The 20,800-nt window shown below is 42.8% G+C and carries 12 protein-coding genes; 8 read left to right on the forward strand and 4 right to left on the reverse strand.

Annotated features, from left to right (window positions below):
• The first annotated feature begins 6 nt into the window (after positions 1-6).
• Genes ACFOMG_RS01195 through ACFOMG_RS01220 form a run of 6 tightly spaced genes read left to right on the forward strand, consistent with a single transcriptional unit; the run spans position 7 to position 11,354 of the window.
• Positions 7-3,675: a hypothetical protein gene (locus ACFOMG_RS01195; protein ID WP_376864274.1), complete on the forward strand. Its 3,669-nt coding sequence runs from the start codon at positions 7-9 to the stop codon at positions 3,673-3,675.
• Positions 3,676-3,719: 44 nt separating this feature from the next.
• Positions 3,720-5,222 (forward strand): leucine-rich repeat domain-containing protein, encoded by a 1,503-nt coding sequence (locus tag ACFOMG_RS01200; protein ID WP_376864275.1) that lies wholly within the window; start codon positions 3,720-3,722, stop codon positions 5,220-5,222.
• A 33-nt stretch (positions 5,223-5,255) separates the two neighbouring features.
• Positions 5,256-6,755 carry a leucine-rich repeat domain-containing protein gene (locus ACFOMG_RS01205; RefSeq protein WP_376864276.1) on the forward strand — a complete coding sequence of 500 codons (1,500 nt, stop codon included), beginning with the start codon at positions 5,256-5,258 and terminating at the stop codon, positions 6,753-6,755.
• 33 nt (positions 6,756-6,788) lie between these two features.
• A complete protein-coding gene (locus tag ACFOMG_RS01210; protein WP_376864277.1) occupies positions 6,789-8,288 on the forward strand; it encodes a leucine-rich repeat domain-containing protein in 1,500 nt (499 codons plus the stop codon).
• A 33-nt stretch (positions 8,289-8,321) separates the two neighbouring features.
• Positions 8,322-9,821, forward strand: a complete 1,500-nt coding sequence (locus tag ACFOMG_RS01215; RefSeq protein ID WP_376864278.1) for a leucine-rich repeat domain-containing protein — start codon at positions 8,322-8,324, stop codon at positions 9,819-9,821.
• A 33-nt stretch (positions 9,822-9,854) separates the two neighbouring features.
• Positions 9,855-11,354: a leucine-rich repeat domain-containing protein gene (locus ACFOMG_RS01220; protein WP_376864279.1), complete on the forward strand. Its 1,500-nt coding sequence runs from the start codon at positions 9,855-9,857 to the stop codon at positions 11,352-11,354.
• 154 nt (positions 11,355-11,508) lie between these two features.
• On the opposite strand, the gene glyA is transcribed toward ACFOMG_RS01220, so the two are convergent.
• Both glyA and ACFOMG_RS01230 read right to left on the reverse strand, forming a co-directional pair.
• A complete protein-coding gene (gene glyA, locus ACFOMG_RS01225; protein ID WP_376864280.1) occupies positions 11,509-12,771 on the reverse strand; it encodes a serine hydroxymethyltransferase in 1,263 nt (420 codons plus the stop codon).
• A gap of 82 nt (positions 12,772-12,853) precedes the next feature.
• Positions 12,854-13,057 (reverse strand): hypothetical protein, encoded by a 204-nt coding sequence (locus ACFOMG_RS01230; protein WP_376864281.1) that lies wholly within the window; start codon positions 13,055-13,057, stop codon positions 12,854-12,856.
• Between the two features lie 39 nt (positions 13,058-13,096).
• On the opposite strand from ACFOMG_RS01230, the gene ACFOMG_RS01235 reads away from it, so the two are divergent.
• Positions 13,097-13,507 (forward strand): GFA family protein, encoded by a 411-nt coding sequence (locus tag ACFOMG_RS01235; RefSeq protein WP_376864282.1) that lies wholly within the window; start codon positions 13,097-13,099, stop codon positions 13,505-13,507.
• Between the two features lie 112 nt (positions 13,508-13,619).
• The gene (locus ACFOMG_RS01240; protein ID WP_376864283.1) at positions 13,620-15,248 is read left to right on the forward strand and encodes a methyl-accepting chemotaxis protein; all 1,629 of its coding nucleotides are present in this window, start codon (positions 13,620-13,622) and stop codon (positions 15,246-15,248) included.
• A gap of 19 nt (positions 15,249-15,267) precedes the next feature.
• Here the strand turns inward: ACFOMG_RS01240 and ACFOMG_RS01245 are convergent, their stop codons facing one another.
• Together ACFOMG_RS01245 and ACFOMG_RS01250 are read right to left on the reverse strand one after the other, a co-directional pair.
• A complete protein-coding gene (locus ACFOMG_RS01245) occupies positions 15,268-16,413 on the reverse strand; it encodes a DUF3570 domain-containing protein (protein ID WP_376864284.1) in 1,146 nt (381 codons plus the stop codon).
• Entirely contained in the window at positions 16,403-20,593 is a 4,191-nt protein-coding gene (locus tag ACFOMG_RS01250) for a sensor domain-containing protein (RefSeq protein ID WP_376864285.1), read from the reverse strand. The genes ACFOMG_RS01245 and ACFOMG_RS01250 overlap by 11 nt, the downstream gene beginning before the upstream one ends.
• Positions 20,594-20,800 lie beyond the last annotated feature (207 nt).

Genomic DNA, 20,800 nt, shown 5'->3' on the forward strand with positions numbered 1-20,800 from the left:
ACTGATATGTCCAGCTCTCTGGAAGAAATAATACGGAATTTTGAATATTATCGTAAGAAAATTGCATTTTATGACGTGTTGATAAAAACAGCTGAAACTCAGCTCGAAGAAAGAAAAGAAGAATATGGTGATAATGATATTCTGCGTCAGCGTTACATAAAAATTGTTGATAACAACAAGCATCGGTTGAATTTTTATAAGAAAACACTGGAAAAAATGAATGATATTACCAAAAATGGTGATTATCCACTGGAGGAGCTTTGTTCATATCAATATATTGAAAGTTCAGATCTGGAATACCAGCTGGAAGAATTTACACGTGAGCTTCAAAAAACCGCGTATATTGGTAATGGCAGTTCACCTGACTGGAAGCAATTACAGCAGGAGGACATACCGGCGACAGAAAAAGACAAAGGATGGTTCAAAAAATTTCTGAAGCCGATGGCTATTGGGGAATATAATCGGATTCATATGGTGTCGCAGCTATCAGATCCATCGGATAATCTGGAGATCCTCGCAGGGAGTTGTCATATTGCTGTCGAACAGCTGAGTACCCGGGTCAGATTTGTATACGACGACAATCCTGATGAGCCAGTGGCAGATACCTATATCCTTTATTGGATGTATGGAGAAGACAAACTTCAGGATCAATTGGCTACTGCAGAAATTGATCTGGATTTTTTCCAGAAAACAAAAACAATGCTACCACTTGGCATTGGTCTGACTGATGAATATGGCTATCTCATTCAGTCGCTGGAAATTGCTGATTTAGAAAAAAAGTTTCATGATATCGATATTGATAATGCAACCATCGAAATTAAGCCGAATAAAATATATGGTGGATGGGATATACGGAGCATTGCGAAAGATCTGGGGTTCTTTGATCTTAAATCAGGTAATCTGGATCCCGATTACGCTAAAAAAACGCGTGAGTATCTCGAAAATTCATGGTCTGAATGGTATGACTCTAAATATATAGAAAGGCTGTTGTCAGATTACAATCAGATTGAGAGGCTTGGTCAGAATAAAGAAATGCCAGCACTGAATACGCCTGTTCGGATTCTCCATAGTTACATACGGCATGGGTATTACCATGGAGATAAAGAGAAAATTGAAGAGGAGCTTTCTTTGCAGGACGACTCATATTTTAAATCTATGAGTACACAATATTTTTACACTGATCGTAAGTATGGTTTTTTTGCTTACCCGGTAAATCGTGGAAATTTCAAGACAAAAAATCTGATTGAGATGGCAGAAGAAGATAACTCTCCTGCCTGGAGTGGGTTTGTCCCGGTTAGCGATAATGAAGAGAAAGAGCCGGAAGCAATCCGGTTGCACTGCACTCTGCCAGAGTGGGATCGGCGTATAACAAAAAAGCTGGATCGTCTTAATGGCGAAATAAAAAATCTGGAGCTTAAAGTTAAAGTTCATTCTGAGAATCTGGAAACACTCAGCGCCATGCGCATGACCGCTCAGATGCATTACGATTTTCCGGGAGGGAGGCGGGACTCAGAAGAGTATGCGACTAACGGGAAGTTACTCGAAGAAATAGATAAACTCTACGCCGGGATTACAGATCGTCTGGTCAATGTTGACGATGATGCAGAGTTTATTCATACCTCAGATGTAGAGGAGCTTGAAGCCGCCGCCGAAGAACTGTGGAAAACGATAAAAAATGATGAGTTTCTGGAAGAACTTCGCCTGTATCTGAAGCACTCTAATACTCAAAACGAAGAAAGTTCAGAGCCGGAATCATTGCTGAATTCCGGACCCTATATGGAGAGAGAGCCATTCTGGGGGCATATATTTGAAACACTGAAAGAGTGTTTTGTGGCGTTATCAAAAACCAGTTTAAGGGAAGATGTATGGAATACCTGGATTGAGGATGCGTTTGATCTGATTTCCAGAATAAATGATGTTGAAAATATTTCTGAAGAGGAAGATGTACGATCGGATTTTAATAAAACAATTTTAAAAGGTAAAAAATATATTGAAATTACCGGGTATACTGATTCTGGATTTAGAAAAATAAATTTAGCTGTTAAGGATTCATTGAATAAAGAAAGGGAAAGACTGTCTGATATTGAAGATGATCATCTTCATCCGGATAATTGTAATCCGGTTCTCTGGGCTTTATTTCAGTGGAAAAAATACGCATCCGGTATTTTTCATAATTCTCCCGGACCTCAGAGCCTGGTTCAGAGTCTGATTAATCTTTATAATAATGAAATAGCATTAAAAATGTCGCGTGATAAAGGAGGGTTTGAAATACGATTTCCACTGGCGTTATTTCGTTTGTGTGGCATTTCTGAAATCGATGGCAAGCGGCTGCCCTTTTCATTTTTACAAAGTATCGTTATTACCGGTTATATCGCGAGTGCCCCAGGAGATAAGAAAAAAGATTATATAAAATCACTACGCAGGATAGATGGTATAAGTAAGATCAGAGTCGATAGTGAAACACGATCTGTTCTCAATAGCCTTGCTTCTGATAACATTCGTGGGAATCCCTCTCCGGATCTGGCAAGTACCATTTATAAGGCTAATAGCCAAAGCTGGTATAAGATTCTAATGCAGGTCGTTACACTGAGTTATCATTTTCATGCATTAAAAACAGCTAAAGATTCATTTGACAGTGATAATTATATTGAATCGTCAATGAAAGCAATGCTAGCTGTATCCGAGCTGATTTACTCCGTTGGAGTTGCTCATCGTCTGTTACAGACGATGACAGGTTTTGATATCAGCAGGCATATTCTGGGTAAAGAATATTCATCAGCATTGGCGGCTATAAATCCAGAAAAAATAGCACCGTATATTGGTGCATTAGCCGGGGTGTTGTCTTACTTTGCAGCGATTGAAGAGTATGTCAAAGGTGAAGATGCTAAAGCGAATATTAAAGTAGCAGAAGGCTCACTGATTATATTAAGCCATGCATTAGAAGCCGTCAGTAAAAGAGTTGCACAAAAATCTGCAGTCACTGCATTAGGTTATGCGATTCCTGGTGTTAATATCGTGTTATTTTTATTGACGGTATATGATGGTTACACCATTTACCAGGAGCTTACCCGGGAAAACTTGCACTTTATATATAATCACTATTTTGACAAAATAAAAGAATCAGAGGTTTCATATACAGGTCGAAAATGCCATGATCTGTATGAAGATAACTTACCGCCTGACTACAATGAATCTTATAATAGCGTTTTTTCATTATCAAAAGATATTAAGTGGTTAACATTAAGCTGGCGAGCGATTGTGCCTATGTATCTTCAGGGATATCCTGTTGCTATGATTGAAAAAATTGTCGATATCGGTGTCGCTCCTACTGAAACAACCCGGGTTTATCCAAGGCACAAGTCGGCCGATGTTCGGCTTACTGCAAATGTTAAAGATATAGTTGATTTTTATAATCATATATCAGACCCGGTTAATGAAGGTCATGGATTCTCCAGTGGCAAGCGTTATTCTGAAGTAGCCCGGGAAATGATTCGGGGTGAATATATTCCGGCTGATGGTATAAGCGAAGAGCTTGAAATAAAAGACCGGGAAGGCGCAAAGATTATATCAATGGATCATGAATACTTCAGAAATCAGGATGCAATTTATGGTGAATCCTGGGAAGAATTTAATAAATTGAGTTTTGAAAAATACCCGGCTAATTATCTGACCTGAATAAAATGATTTTTATAGTTTTTTGTTAAATAAGTGGTGTTTATATGAGTAGTGTTTATATGAGTAGGAGAGTTTTTATAGTATTTATCTATCTGCTGCTGGCTCCATATGCCTGGTCTCAGAAATTTATGCACCATGATGTGCCCATTTCCGAACATGACGCAGCACAAATAAAAAAGTTAGCAGCACATTTAGGTGTGCCGGAAGAAAAGTTCGGTCCGGCAACTGATGCATCAGGGAAGGTTTTTATATCTAATAGTAATGGTAACTTGTTACGTGATAAAAATAACAATGACATTATGGATGAAGAAGAATCAGTTCTTGAATATAAAGCAGGTGTTTTTTTAAGTTATTTGATGCCGTATCAATATGCATTAAGTGATGATGGTGATATCTGGTATCTTAATATGAGTTTTTCTGACTTCTCAGATCTTAGTATGTTATCAGGTTTTAAAAATCTAAAAGTTTTTGAATGTGACCCCTGTAAAATTAAAGATATTGATGTAAAGAAAGAGTCTTCTATTGAATATATAAACCTGGGGGAGACGGTGATAGATAGCATCACGGATGTTTCCGGATTTAAAAAGCTACAATATATTTCACTGGATTATTATGGTAATGACTTATCAAATTTTAAACTTGATAATATTAGGTGGCTGGATCTCAAAGCTCGTAATATCAATAATATATCTTTCTTAAAAAGCTTTGAGAGGCTCAAATATCTATATCTATGGGTTAATGACGATGATGAGTATGATTTGTCAATGTTACCTGAGGGGTTAACCAGATTCATACTCAGCGGTGGCGAAAAATCAACTAATTTCAGTAGTATCGGAAGATTAACTGATTTAAGAGATCTAGACTTGAGGTCGGATGCATTATCAAATACCAGTTTTTTGTCAAAGCTTAAAAACTTAGAATATTTATTTATTAGCGATTCTCCAAATATTAATAAAGTTGATGGATTGGAATTTCTTGATAATCTGGAAGAAATCTATTTAGTCCGGATCCCTATTGACAGTATCTCGGCTATACGATCATTAAAAAATCTTAAGCATATAGATATTTCAGATACGAATATTACATCACTGGATGGTGTTCAGAATAAACCCTTTTTGAAGACGATCAGTGTGATTGCATCGCCAATAAAACGGATTGAGCATCTGGAAGGTCTGCCAAAACTGAATGAGCTGATTCTAGTGAACACCGATATCAAAAAAATAGAAGGTCTGGAAAACCTGAACTGCCTGGAAGATCTTAATCTGTACGATAATGATATCTCGGTATTTGAGAATATATTCCACCTTCCGCTGTTATCAGAAATGAACTTAGATAAAACCAAAGTATATGAGTTTCCGGGGTGGGAGAAAACCCAGCGCTTACGGATTATTCATATGAATGAAAGGGAGTTTAAAAAGCGCCAGACCGACCCTGACTACTGGTATAACTATGTTCCCTATAAGGATTTTGACTGGAAGCTTAGAATGACTCCTCTTATAAATAATAAAGAGAGAGAAAAGTACGGCTGTTATCTCAAGGAAGATTGATTATTATCAATAACTAAATTTCAGTGAACATTTATGGAAAAATTTAATTTTAAATCAATACTCGTTTTTACCTTATTATTGCTGGTATCGGGTCTTGGTCATGCTCAGAAATTTATGCACCATGATGTGCCAATTTCCGAACATGACGCAGCACAGATAAAAAAGTTAGCAGCACGTTTAGGCGTGCCGGAAGAAAAGTTTGGTCCGGCAACTGATGCATTAGGGAAGGTTTTTATATCTAATAATAATGGTAACTTGTTACGTGACAAAAATAATAATGACATTATGGATGAAGAAGAATCAGTTCTTGAATATAAAGCAGGTGTTTTTTTAAGTTATTTGATGCCGTATCAATATGCATTAAATAATAATGGTGATATCTGGTATATTGACCTGAGTTTTTCTGATTTTTCAGATTTTAGTATGTTGTCGGGTTTTAAAAATCTAAAAGTTTTTAAGTGTCACTCCTGTAAAGTCCGAGATATTGATTTAAAACGAGAATCTTCCATTGAATATTTAAGTCTTGGGGTGACAGCGATAGATAGCATCACTGATGTTTCCGGATTTAAAAAGCTACAATATATTTCACTGGATTATTATGGTAGTGACTTGTCAAATTTTAAACTTGATAATATTAGGTGGCTGGATCTCAAATCTCGTAATATCAATAATATATCTTTCTTAAAAAGCTTTGAGAGGCTCAAATATCTATATCTATGGGTTAATGACGATGATGCGTATGATTTGTCAATGTTGCCTGAGGGGTTAACCAGATTCATACTCAGCGGTGGCGAAAAATCAACTAATTTCAGTAGTATCGGAAGATTAACTGATTTAAAAGATCTAGACTTGAGGTCGGATGCATTATCAAATACCAGTTTTTTGTCAAAGCTTAAAAACTTAGAATATTTATTTATTAGCGATTCTCCAAATATTAATAAAGTTGATGGATTGGAATTTCTTGATAATCTGGAAGAAATCCATTTAGTCCGGATCCCTATTGACAGTATCTCGGCTATACGATCATTAAAAAATCTTAAGCATATAGGCATTTCAGATACGAACCTTACATCACTGGATGGTGTTCAGAATAAACCATTTTTGAAGAAAATCAGTGTGATTGCATCGCCAATAAAACGGATTGAGCACCTGGAAGGTCTACCAAAGCTGAATGAGCTGATTCTAGTGAACACCGATATCAAAAAGATAGAAGGTCTGGAAAACCTGAACTGCCTGGAAGATCTTAATCTGTATGATAATGATATCTCCGTATTTGAGAATATATTCCACCTTCCGCTGTTATCAGAAATGAACTTAGATAAAACCAAAGTATATGAGTTTCCGGGGTGGGAGAAAACCCAGCGGTTACGGATTATTCATATGAATGAAAGGGAGTTTAAAAAGCGCCAGACCGACCCGGATTACTGGTATCGTGATGTTCCTTATAAAGAATTTGATCTTAAGCTAAGAATGAACCCATATATTACAAATGATGAGCGTAAGAAATACGGCTGTTATCTCAAGGAAGATTGATTATTATCAATAACTAAGTTTCAGTGAATATTTATGGAAAAATTTAACTTTAAATTAATACTCGTTTTTACCTTATTATTGCTGGTTTCGGGTCTTGGTCATGCTCAGAAATTTATGCACCATGATGTGCCCATTTCCGAACATGACGCAGCGCAGATAAAGAAGTTAGCAGCACGTTTAGGCGTGCCGGAAGAAAGGTTTGGTCCGGCAACTGATGCATCAGGTAAGGTTTTTATATCTAATAGTAATGGTAACTTGTTACGTGATAAAAATAACAATGGAATTATGGATGAAGAAGAATTAGTTGTTTTTGATAAGGCAGGTATTTTTTATAATTATTTAATAACATATCAATACGCATTAAATAGTAATGGTGATATCTGGTATCTTAATATGAGCTTCTCTGACTTCTCAGATCTTAGTATGTTATCAGGTTTTAAAAATCTAAAAGTTTTTGAATGTCACTCCTGTAAAACTAGAGATATTAATTTAAAACGAGAGTCTTCCATTGAATATTTAAACCTGGGAGGGGCATCGATAGAAAGCATTACTGATGTTTCCGGATTTAAAAATCTACAACATCTTTCAATAGATTTTTATGGTAATGACTTGTCGAAATTTAAATTTAATAATATTAAGTGGCTGGATCTTAAAGCTCATAATATTGATAATATTTCCTTTTTAAAAGACTTTGATAGCCTTAAATTTCTATACCTGTGGGTTAATGATAATGATGAGTATGATTTGTCGATGCTACCTGAAGGTTTAACCAGGTTTATACTTGGCGGTGGCGAAAAATCAACTAATTTCAGTAGTATTGGAAGATTAACTAATTTAAAAGATCTAGACTTGAGGTCGGATGCATTATCAAATACCAGTTTTTTGTCAAAGCTTAAAAACTTAGAATATTTATTTATTAGCGATTCTCCAAATATTAATAAAGTTGATGGATTGGAATTTCTTGATCATCTGGAAGAAATCCATTTAGTCCGGATCCCTATTGACAGTATCTCGGCTATACGATCATTAAAAAATCTTAAGCATATAGGCATTTCAGATACGAACCTTACATCACTGGATGGTGTTCAGAATAAACCATTTTTGAAGAAAATCAGTGTGATTGCATCGCCAATAAAACGGATTGAGCATCTGGAAGGTCTGCCAAAACTGAATGAGCTGATTCTAGTGAACACCGATATCAAAAAAATAGAAGGTCTGGAAAACCTGAACTGCCTGGAAGATCTTAATCTGTATGATAATGATATCTCGGTATTTGAGAATATATTCCACCTTCCGCTGTTATCAGAAATGAACTTAGATAAAACCAAAGTATATGAGTTTCCGGGGTGGGAGAAAACTCAGCGGTTACGGGTTATTCATATGAATGAAAGGGAGTTTAAAAAGCGCCAGACCGACCCTGACTACTGGTATAACTATGTTCCTTATAAGGATTTTGACTGGAAGCTTAGAATGACTCCTCTTATAAATAATAAAGAGAGAGAAAAGTACGGCTGTTATCTCAAGGAAGATTGATTATTATCAATAACTAAGTTTCAGTGAACATTTATGGAAAAATTGAATTTTAAATCAATACTCGTTTTTACCTTATTATTGCTGGTATCGGGTCTTGGTCATGCTCAGAAATTTATGCACCATGATGTGCCCATTTCCGAACATGACGCAGCGCAGATAAAGAAGTTAGCAGCACAATTAGGTGTGCCAGAAGAAAAGTTTGGTCCGGCAACTGATGCATTGGGGAAGGTTTTTATATCTAATAATAATGGTAATTTGTTACGTGATAAAAACAATAATAAAATTATGGATGAAGAAGAGCCAGTTTTTTATGATAAGGCAGGTATTTTCCATAACTATTTAATAACATATCAATACGCATTAGATAATAATGGTGACATCTGGTATCTTAATATGAGTTTTTCTGACTTCTCAGATCTTGGTATGTTATCAGGTTTTAAAAATCTAAAAGTTTTTGAATGTCACTCCTGTAAAATTAGAGATGTTGACATAAAGAACGAGTCTTCTATTGAATATTTAAATCTTGGGGTGACAGAGATAGAAAGAATCACGGATGTTTCCGGATTTAAAAATCTACAACATCTTTCAATAGATTTTTATGGTGACGACTTGTCGAAATTTAAATTTAATAATATTAAGTGGCTGGACCTAGAGGCTCGTAATATCTATAGTATATCCTTTTTGAAGGGGCTTGAGAGACTAAAATTTCTATACTTATGGGTTAATGACAACGATGAGTATGATTTGTCGATGCTACCTGAAGGTTTAACCAGATTCATATTCAGCGGTGGAAAAAAATCGACTAATTTCAGTAGCATTGAAAGATTAACTGATTTAAAAGACCTTGAAATTAGGTCGTTTGAGATATCAGATTCCAGTTTTTTGTCAAAACTTACAAAGCTTGAGTATTTGTCTATTCGAAATTCTCCAGGTATGACTAAAATTGATGAGTTGAAATACCTTAAAGAATTGAAAAATCTACGATTATTCAAAGTCCCTATAAAAAGTATATCGGCTATTCGGTCTTTAAAAAATCTTAATTATATTTTTATTTCATATGCAAACATTACGTCACTGGATGGTGTTCAGAATAAACCATTTCTGAAGACGATCAGTGTAATTGAATCGCCGATAAAACGGATTGAGCATCTGGAAGGTCTGCCAAAACTGAATGAACTGATTTTAGCGATCACCGATATCAAAAAGATAGAAGGTCTGGAAAACCTGAACTGCCTGGAAGATCTTAATCTGTACGATAATGATATCTCGGTATTTGAGAATATATTCCACCTTCCGTTGTTATCAGAAATGAACTTAGATAAAACCAAAGTATATGAGTTTCCGGGGTGGGAGAAAACCCAGCGCTTACGGATTATTCATATGAATGAAAGGGAGTTTAAAAAGCGCCAGACCGACCCGGATTACTGGTATCGTGATGTTCCTTATAAAGAATTTGATCTTAAGCTAAGAATGAACCCATATATTACAAATGATGAGCGTAAGAAATACGGCTGTTATCTCAAGGAAGATTGATTATTATCAATAACTAAATTTCAGTGAACATTTATGGGAAAATTTAATTTTAAATCAATACTCGTTTTTACCTTATTATTGCTGGTATCGGGTCTTGGTCATGCTCAGAAATTTATGCACCATGATGTGCCCATTTCCGAACATGACGCAGCACAGATAAAAAAGTTAGCAGCACATTTAGGTGTGCCGGAAGAAAAGTTTGGTCCGGTAACTGATGCATTGGGGAAGGTTTTTATATCTAATAATAATGGTAATTTGTTACGTGATAAAAATAACAATGAAATTATGGATGAAGAAGAATTAGTTGTTTTCGATAAGGCCGGTTTTTTTTACGAATATTTTTTACCATATCAATATGCATTAAATAATAATGGTGATATCTGGTATCTTAATCTGAGTTTTTCTGAATTCTCTGATCTTAGTATGCTATCGGATTTTAAGAATATAAAAGTTTTTGAATGTGATCCCTGTAAAATTAGAGATATTGATGTAAAGAAAGAGTCTTCTATTGAATATATAAACCTGGGGGAGACGGTAATAGATAGCATCATGGATGTTTCCGGATTTAAAAATATACAACATCTTTCAATAGATTTTTATGGTGACGACTTGTCGAAATTTAAATTTAATAATATTAAGTGGCTGGACCTAGAGGCTCGTAATATCTATAGTATATCCTTTTTAAAGGGGCTTGAGAGACTAAAATTTCTATACTTATGGGTTAATGACAACGATGAGTATGATTTGTCGATGCTACCTGAAGGTTTAACCAGATTCATATTCAGCGGTGGAAAAAAATCGACTAATTTCAGTAGCATTGAAAGATTAACTGATTTAAAAGACCTTGAGATTAGGTCATTTGAAATATCAGATTCCAGTTTTTTGTCAAAACTTACAAAGCTTGAGTATTTGTCTATTCGAAATTCTCCAGGTATGACTAAAATTGATGAGTTGAAATACCTTAAAGAATTGAAAAATCTACGATTATTCAAAGTCCCTATAAAAAGTATATCGGCTATTCGGTCTTTAAAAAATCTTAATTATATTTTTATTTCATATGCAAACATTACGTCACTGGATGGTGTTCAGAATAAACCATTTCTGAAGACGATCAGTGTAATTGAATCGCCGATAAAACGGATTGAGCATCTGGAAGGTCTGCCAAAACTGAATGAACTGATTTTAGCAATCACCGATATCAAAAAGATAGAAGGTCTGGAAAACCTGAACTGCCTGGAAGATCTTAATCTGTATGATAATGATATCTCCGTATTTGAGAATATATTCCACCTTCCGCTGTTATCAGAAATGAACTTAGATAAAACCAAAGTATATGAGTTTCCGGGGTGGGAGAAAACCCAGCGGTTACGGATTATTCATATGAGCGAAAGGGAGTTTAAAAAGCGCCAGACCGACCCTGACTACTGGTATAACTATGTTCCCTATAAGGATTTTGACTGGAAGCTTAGAATGACTCCTCTTATAAATAATAAAGAGAGAGAAAAGTACGGCTGTTATCTCAAGGAGGATTGATTTGTTATGAGTTTTAGCTACCAGGAGTTATGTTGGAAGAATTCCTGTAATAAATAAACTGTCAGATAACTAATAACCCTAACGTAACTAAAAACACCCCGGCAGAATAATCTGGCGGGGTGTTGTTTAAACGGTTCTGAAACCAGAGGTCGGTTTATTTGTAAACCGGCAGCTTCTCACAGACAGCCAAAACTTTGGCTTTTACTTCTGCTTCTACAGCTTCTGAATTGCCGTTTTCCAGCGCATCCAGTACGTCGCAGATCCAGTTCGCCAGGTCGGTACACTCGGCTTCTTTGAAACCACGGCTGGTTACGGCTGGGGAACCGATACGCAGGCCAGAAGTAACGAATGGAGAACGAGGATCGTTTGGAACAGAGTTTTTGTTCACAGTGATGTTGGCACGGCCCAGAGCGGCGTCAGCATCTTTACCTGTGTACTCTTTACCAATCAGGTCAACCAGGAACAGGTGATCGTCGGTACCGCCGGAAACCACGTTGATTCCGCGGCTGATGAAGGTGTTGGCCATCGCCTGAGCGTTTTTAACTACCTGTGCCTGATAAGTTTTGTACTCTTCAGACATAGCTTCTTTGAAGCACACGGCCTTAGCAGCGATGACGTGCATCAGTGGGCCACCCTGAGATTCAGGGAATACCGCAAAGTTCAGCTTCTTGTTCAGCTCTTCGTCTTCTTTCGCCAGGATCAGACCACCACGAGGACCACGCAGAGTTTTGTGAGTCGTTGTAGTTACAACGTCAGCGATACCAACCGGAGAAGGGTATACGCCAGCAGCGATCAGACCAGCAACGTGGGCCATATCAACGAACAGGTAGGCACCTACGGCATCGGCGATTTCGCGGAACTTGTTCCAGTCCACCACGCGCGAGTAAGCCGAGAAACCAGCCACAATCATCTTAGGCTTGTGTTCTTTAGCCAGACGTTCAACTTCAGCGTAATCGATTTCGCCGGTTTCCGGGTTCAGACCATACTGAACAGCGTTGTAGATACGGCCAGAGAAAGATACCGCCGCACCGTGAGTCAGGTGACCACCGTGTGCCAGGCTCATACCCAGAATGGTGTCGCCTGGTTGGCACAGAGCCATATAAACGGCAGCGTTGGCCTGAGAGCCGGAGTGTGGCTGTACGTTGGCGTACGGTGCGCCGAACAGTTCTTTGGCGCGGTCGATGGCCAGCTGTTCGATCACGTCAACGTGCTCACAACCACCGTAATAACGCTTGCCTGGATAACCTTCGGCGTATTTGTTGGTCAGCTGGGAGCCCTGGGCTTCCATTACACGAGGGCTGGTGTAGTTTTCAGACGCGATCAGTTCAATATGGTGTTCCTGGCGTGCGTCTTCTGCCTGCATTGCTTCCCATAAGGCTGGGTCGAAATCGGCAATGTTCATATCACGGCTAAACATGCAGCTATCCTCTTAGGTATGGCTCGTATGAAAAATTGACTCAATGGTTGAGTTTTTTAGGAGAAAATTTCAGGCGGGCATTCTACCCCAAAGTCGCGCCGCTGGCACTTGAGAAACAATAAAGTTCAAATTGAAAATCCTTCACGCCGATACTCTGGTCGTTAATGGTATCGACAGCCAGACCAATGCCCATCAGGCCAGCAATTCCCGCTGGCGGCGGAAAATATCCGTTTGTTTGGCTGATGTTTTTATTTTTCTGTGCCGGGTGATTGAGCTTGGTGAACACGGCACGTAAAGTGAGGTTTTATTGTCAGGGAAGAAGGTTATGCCCGCCGCAAATTATCATTCCGGCTCCTGTTTATGTGGTGCCGTTGCGTTCGAAATTCATGGCTGCTTTGAGCAGTTTTATTTATGCCACTGCCAGCATTGCCGCAAAGATACGGGCTCGGCTCATGCCGCCAATTTGTTTTCTACCACCGCCCGGCTGAGCTGGCTGAAAGGTGAGGAGCTGTACCGGGTGTATACCCTGCCAGGCAGTGCTCACAGTAAGCAGTTTTGTATTAACTGTGGTTCGGCTCTGCCTGGGTTGCAGCTGGACGGCAGGCTGTTGGTGGTGCCGGCCGGAAGTCTCGATACACCACTGAGGCAAACCGCCGATGCCCATTTATTTATGCAATCCCGCGCGGAGTGGGATAACCAGCTGGAGCAGGCAGAGAAAAAAGCGCGCCTGCCATGAGCTGATGCAGATCATGATAAAGTACTTTATTGATAAAAAAGCAGATTAAGGCCGGAACTCTGCCACTTGCCTTCTATACTGATCGGAATGATAAAAATTCAGGATAGTCAGTATGAATTTTCTCAGCCATATCGGCGTACGGAATAAATTATGGGGGCTGGTGGCCGTGGCACTGGCCGGTGCCTTACTGGTGCAGTTATTTGCGGCTTATCAGAGTCGTTCGTTATTAATTGATGGCCGCCAGCAGCAGATCCGCCATCTGGTGGATAACGCCGTGGCGCTGGTGGATCATTATTATCAGCAACGTGATCAGCTTGGTGACGAGCTGGCTAAGCAACGTGCTTTTGAGGCGTTGCGGGCATTACGTTACGACGAGGGTAAAGGGTATTTCTGGGTTAATAATCACCAGCTGACCTTGCTGATGCATCCGATGAAACCCCAGCGTGAAGGCAAAGATATGAGCCAGGTACGGGATGGTGATGGTCAGCTGCACTGGCAGGCGATGCGCGACGCTGTGTTAGCCGCTGGTGGCGGCTTTGTGAATTACCGTTATCAGGGCCCGCAGTTTGATCAGCCGGCGGATAAAGTGTCGTACGTTAAAGAATTTGCGCCCTGGGGCTGGATTATTGGTACCGGGGTGTATCTGACCGACGTGCAGGCGCAGTTTATCGATTTAACTCAGCGTTCGTTGTTGATATTTATTCTGGTCATTGCAGCGGTACTGCTACTGGCTGCGCTGTTAGCGCGTAATATTATTCAGCCGCTGGAAGCTATGGTGGCGCTGATGAGTCAGGTGGCGCAGGGTAATCTGCAGGTGGAGGCCAGTGATCAGCGGCGTAAAGATGAACTGGGCAAACTGAATCGTTCCTTCAGCCAGTTACTGGTGACTTTCCGTGAACTGATTCGTCATAACCGGGACGCCAATGAGCGTATTGTTGCATCGGTGGAGCAGGCAGAAGTAGTGGCAGCCCAGACGGAAGGCGGAATGGATCAACAGTACGCTGAAACCGATTCCCTGGCATCGGCGGTGGAAGAGCTGTCAGCAACCCTGCAGGAGGTGTCGGCTAACACCAGCGATACTCATCAGCTGACGGCGGCGGTCAGGCAGCAGATTGGTGATTCTAACGATAAAATGAACCGTACCGTAGAAGCTGTGACACAGGCTTCTGAATCGGTTGATCATGCGGCGGCGGTGGTCAGTAAACTGGAACAGGACCTGCAACAAATCGACAGCATCCTGGATGTTATCCGTAATATTTCTGAACAAACGAATTTGTTGGCGTTAAATGCGGCGATCGAAGCCGTCCGGGCGGGGGAATCCGGGCGCGGCTTTGCCGTGGTGGCCGATGAAGTACGCTCGCTGGCACAACGTACTCACGAGTCGACGGAAGAGATTCAGAGCATGACGGAGGCGCTGCAAAGTGAGGCATTAAAAGCGGTAACTGTGATGCAGCGCAGCGTACAGCAGGCCCATGACGGACGCGGTTTTGCTGAAACCACCGGCGATGGCTTGCAGCAGGCCACCGACGATGTAAATGCGGTGGCTGCGCGCATCGCTCAGGTCGCGGATACGGTATTGCAGCAAAGTAACGTCATTGAAGAGGTCAGTCATAATGTTGCCCGTATCCGCAACATTGCCCGGGAAACGCGTCAGGGCAGCGAGCTGGTATCGGCCAATCGTCAGGTGTTAAGTGATCTGGTGCGCTCCGGTGGTGAATTATTACGTGGTTACCGTTATTAGTTGCGGCCAGAAAACGTGGCTAATAACGGTAACGAATGGCGACAGACCAGAGGTCGTAATGAATCAGCGTCGGGGTTTCCCGGTTATCACCCGCCGGCCCCCAGTCTTCGCTGCTGCGATACGATTGCCAGTCAAAACTCAGCTGGGTAGCCGCCAGCGTCAGATCAATACCGGTTGACCATTGCAGCGCGCCATAGGCTGATAACCGGGCGTCGTTCGTCTGGTGGCGACTGGTCTGAGTGGCGTCCAGCGAATAAAACCCGGCTTGTTGCTGGCGGTAATAACGGGTGCCGATACGCCAGCGCAACCAAGAGTTAATATCCTGTAACCAGGACAGTTTCAGCGTGTGTGAACGCACCTGCCAGTCATCCTGATAATAACGGTAATCCAGATGGTAAGCGCCGCTCCAGGGTTTCATATAAAAGCGATAATTGACGCCACTGATGGTGGCCAGACGTTGTGACGGGCGGCTGTCGATATTGCGATAAGGGTCGTCCAGATAACCGCTTATTTGTTTACGGCCAATACTCAGCTGCACGACTTCGTATTTATTTAATACCTGAGTCAGGCTGATATAACCTTCACTTTGTTGTTTGATTTCACCACGAGCCTGCTGCCGTTTGACGCTGAGTTGTGGCTCACTCGGATTCAGCCGGTCGCGTGAATAGGCATAAGAAGCGGCCAGTGTGGTTAATGCCGAATTCAGTTCCAGTTCGGCGCGCAGGTTACCGGCTTTGGCCTGGTAATCGTTTTCGTCTGACTGGTAATAACCCGCTGCCAATAATCCCCGGGAAAAATAATGTTCACTGCTGAGGCGGAAGTCGCGGCGCTGCTCTTCAATGCTGGCGCCGCTCATAATCACCTGACTCTGGCCACTGCTGTTGCTGAAGGTTTGCAGTGGGGATGCACCACTCATGCTTTCATAGCTGGCGGCGCCGGTTAAGACCCAGTTGTCGGCCAGTTTCTGCCGCCAGCCGAGTTGCTGAATATCAATCTGATAGGCCTGGGTTGAACCTGAACTGACCCGGTTTGCGGGAAAATCCCGCTGCTGATAATGACTGATGCGATACCGGATTTCGTTATCATCCGGCGCACTTAACGCCTGGCTCTGGCTGGCAGCAGCGAGTGCTAACAAGGCACTGGCGGGCAGTCCGTTATTCATCATCCTGAGTGACCTCTGATGCACTCTGATCCGTATTCAGGCAGTGCAATAATTCACTTTCAGGCAGTGGCTTGCTGAATAAAAATCCCTGAACTTCTTCACACTCAGCGTCCTGTAAAAAGCCCAGTTGCTCCACCGTTTCCACCCCTTCGGCGATAACCCCTAGCCTCAGATTGTGGGCCATGGCGATAATGGTTCGGGTAATTTGTGCATCGTCGGTATTATCCGGCAGGTTGCGAATAAAACTCTGATCAATTTTTAATGTATCGACGGTAAACTGTTTCAGGTAATTAAGTGATGAATAGCCGGTTCCAAAATCATCAATCGCAGTACGTACCCCGACATTGCGCAGTGCGGTTAACACTTCCAGCGTCAGTTCCAGATCGTCAATCAGGATACTTTCTGTCAGTTCCAGTTCCAGTTGTTGTGGTTCGATCCCTGCCTGCTGAATGGCGTGTTCCACTTCCTGAATAAAATCGTATTGCTTAAACTGCCGGGCCGACACATTGACAGCAACGCGTTGCAGCTGGCTGCCTTGTTTTTTCCAGTCAGCAAATTTCAGACAGGCCTGCTCCAGTACCCAGCGGCCAATCGGAATAATCAGGCCGGTATCTTCAATGATCGGGATAAACAGTCCGGGAGAAATCTGGCCTTTACGGGCATGATTCCAGCGTAATAACGCTTCGACACCAACTACCTGTGCGGTTGCCGACTGATATTGTGGCTGGAAGTAAAGTTCCAGCTCGTCACGCGCTAAGGCATGGCGTAAATCGTTTTCCAGCTCCAGTAATTCAACCGCTTTCTGGTTCATCTTCTGATCGAAGAACTGTACGTTATCACGCCCCAGTTCTTTGGCGTGATACATCGCCATATCGGAATTTTTTAACAGCTCAATCACACTGTCGCCGTCGTGGGGGAAAATGGAAATACCGATACTGGCGCTGATAAACACTTCGCGCTGGCCGAGCTTAAAGGGCTGGTTGATGGCGTGTAAAATACGTTCACCCACTTTAACGGCGGTATCGGCAGCACTGTCGCCGTTTTTCTGATGGCCCAGTGCTACGGTAAATTCATCGCCGCCGATACGGCATACCAGATCGTGTTTTTTCACGCACTGCATTAATCGTTCAGACACCTGTTTCAGGACCTGATCGCCGGCCGGGTGTCCCATGGAATCATTAATTGGTTTAAAACGATCCAGGTCGATAAATAACAGCGCTACGGATTCATCTTTGTGGCGTGCCTGGGCGACCAGCACGTCCAGTTGTTCATGCAGCTGACTGCGGTTAGGCAATCCGGTTAACGGATCGTAATAGGCCAGTTTGTGGATACGCTCTTCGATGGCTTTCCGTTCGGTAATATCTGACATAATAATAATCAGACTCTGTACTTCCCGGTGTTCATCGCGAATGGCACTGACCCCGGCCCAGCCGGTGCGGACGTCGCCATCTGCCCGCTGATAAAAGATCTCTCCCTGCCAATAACCGTCGATCACCAGAGCCTCTCCGATTTCTTCAAAGAAACTGATGTCGTGACGCTCGGGAGAAATGAGAAAGTCCGGCGTATGGCCAATCACATTCTGAGGGTCGTAACCGGTAATGGCCTGAAACGCTTTGTTGGTACTGGCGATGTTCATCGAACGATCGGTGATCAGGATGGCTTCGTTGGAATTTTCAAAAACCTCGGCTGCCAGCTGCAGTTCCTGTTCCAGCTGGCGGGCTTCGGTCACATCACGGGAAATACCGGAAATACCCTGCAACTCTCCCTGATCATTCCACAATAAGCTGGCCTGAATCTCCATGGTAATGATGTTGCCTGCTTTGGCCGTGGCAATCAGGTCCTGACGAATCACGATGTTTTTCTGTGGCAGGCCAGTCGGGCGGCGTAACGCGATATTGATATGCTGGCGCAGGGTTTTCATTAAACGGCGCAAATCGTTATCGCGGAAAACGGTTAACAGGCCTTTATTGAGTAATTCATCCGGCTTATAACCGAGGGTTTTTTCCACCGAAGAGCTGACGAAATTAAAATTCAGTTGGGCATCCGTGGCCCAGATCACATCGGTGATATTTTCGGCTAATAAACGGTAGCGGCGCTCACTTTCAACAATCTGCTCCTGTTTCTCAATATCGCCGGTCACATCCCGTGCTGTGCCGACAATACTTTCGACGTCGCCGTTCTGGTTCCGGGCAAAACTGGTGTACGTAAAATTAATAATATGCACGCTGCCGTTGGCATGGATAAAACGAGCAGTAAATTCCCCGGTTTCATCCTCCAGCAGATTCGTCAACTGGCTGCCATGGCTTTTCAACCAGCTGGCATCTTCCGGATGGGATAACGAGAGCCAGTCTTCACTGGTTTGCGGGTGATAGGAATAGCCGAGAAAGTCAGCCAGCGAGCGATTGTGGAAAATCAGCTCCGGTTGCTGATCGGTCGGACGTAACACATATACCAGATCGGGCATGGCTTTCATGACCTTGCCCCAGAACGCTTCGCGCTCACGGGTTTCTTCAGCAATACGATTGCGTTCAGTGATGTCGAGCAGCGTCATCAGCGCGATGCCTTCGGCACCGGAGCGTAATGACAAATTGGCCCATACATCGATATGTTCACCGCGGAAGGTGGTCAGCTGTAATTCGAATTCAGTGGTGTCCAGTTTGAGCTTCCGGCCACGATCAATAGCTTTGCGGAAGTCCCCGAATGAGGAGCTGATCAGCGATTGATAATCGCGTAATAAATGTTGCAGATCCCGGGCCTGGGTCAGTTGCACTGCGGCGTCGTTGGCGCTGACCATGATCAGGTCTTTAACGTCGCCCTGATAGCGGTTCATATCAATCAGGCAGTGGGCGACGCCGGCTTCTTCAAACAAGGCTTTGTAACGTGAGCGACTCTCAGATAACGCCCGGGTGGCCTGTTCGGCTTCGGTGACATCGCGTAATAACCAGACGATGCCTTCAATCTGACGACCGTTGTATAACGGGTTATAACTTTGTTCGAAAATCCGTTCCTCGTCACCGACACGGGCGCTGAGTTTACGGCCATTTTCATGTAATAACTCCAGCTCTTCACTGTCCAGGCCGCGGTTCCATAACGCTTCTGGCTCCGGCCAGGCCTGACTGAGGGGAAGGCCAATAAACTCGCCCAGGCCATTTTCGCGGATTAACGCGGCGGCTTTTGGGTTGGTGTAGTTAACAAGGCCTTTTTCATCGGTTGAAATCAGTGCCTCGTCGATAGAGAGCAGGGCTTTGTCTGCTCGTTTTTCTGTTTCTCTGCGAATGTTTTCCAGCCGCCGGGCTTTACGTTCATTGCCGCGTAAATAAAACCACAACACCAGTGCCAGTACGCTGAATATCAGCAGCACCAGTGCCGGTTGTTTCAGGCGGTTCCACAAACGTTCGTTTTGCTCCTGTTGTTCCGGCAGTGCGATCACATCCCAGGGGGTGTGTGCCAAGGCTTGCCGGGTGATGATATTTTGTTGTTCCTGCGGCAGCAGTTCAGGCGCAGAGTCTGAATTGGCGTAATAGAATTCGCGCATCGAAATACGGTTGTTACGACGATCGATAATGGCCATCTCAAAGCCGGGAAAATTGCCCTGATAAACAATGGCCGACATCTTGCTGTATGAGCGCCGGATCACCAGTACATAACGCTGCTGGCGCAGCTGAAAGCTGGTGTAAATGTAATAGCCGCCGCGGCTGCCATAACGTAATGAAAAGATTCCTCCGTCAGGCCCCTGACTGAGTATTTCATGGCCGATTGCCGCCGGCTCTTCGGCATTCAGCAGTTGACCATGGTGATTCAGCTTCTCGCCGTTGGGGGAATAAATAAAAAAGCCGGTCAGGTTAAAAAACGCCGATGTCATATCCTGCCACAGTTGCTCTTCAACCTCGGCATCCGGGGCTGCCAGATAGCGACCCAGGCGTTCGGCATGGGTGCGGGCAAAGGTCTGGTTGGCGTGCAGGCCGGCCTGTGCCAGCAGGTTGACCTGCTCACTGTAGTTTTTCACCGTAGTGGTAACTGTTTCCGTAAATCGTGCCTGATCCTGTTGCCATTGCTGGTATGCATTGTGAAACAGTACAAACACCAGAAAAACAAAACTGAGCAGAAACAGTGACAGATTAAGGCGTGTACGGGAGCGTTCCTGCGGCTCAGGACTGGAACTGTTAGACGAATAAAAATCCATTAATACCGGGTCTTAATTATAAATATATCCCCCAAGTATAGACGGCCTTTCAGGCATTGGTGGCTGTCAGCGGGGCGGACAATCGGTGATTGACCAGGTCTGATAGCTGTCTGCATCCAATATTACACGTCGGGCACTATTGTGTGGTGATGCTGACGTAAGTTTGAACAGCTTTACTTTTACCTGCTTTGCCGTTGACTGGCTGTT

The organism is Bacterioplanoides pacificum, assembly GCF_042648445.1.
Classification (GTDB): Bacteria; Pseudomonadota; Gammaproteobacteria; order Pseudomonadales; family Oceanobacteraceae; genus Bacterioplanoides; species Bacterioplanoides pacificum.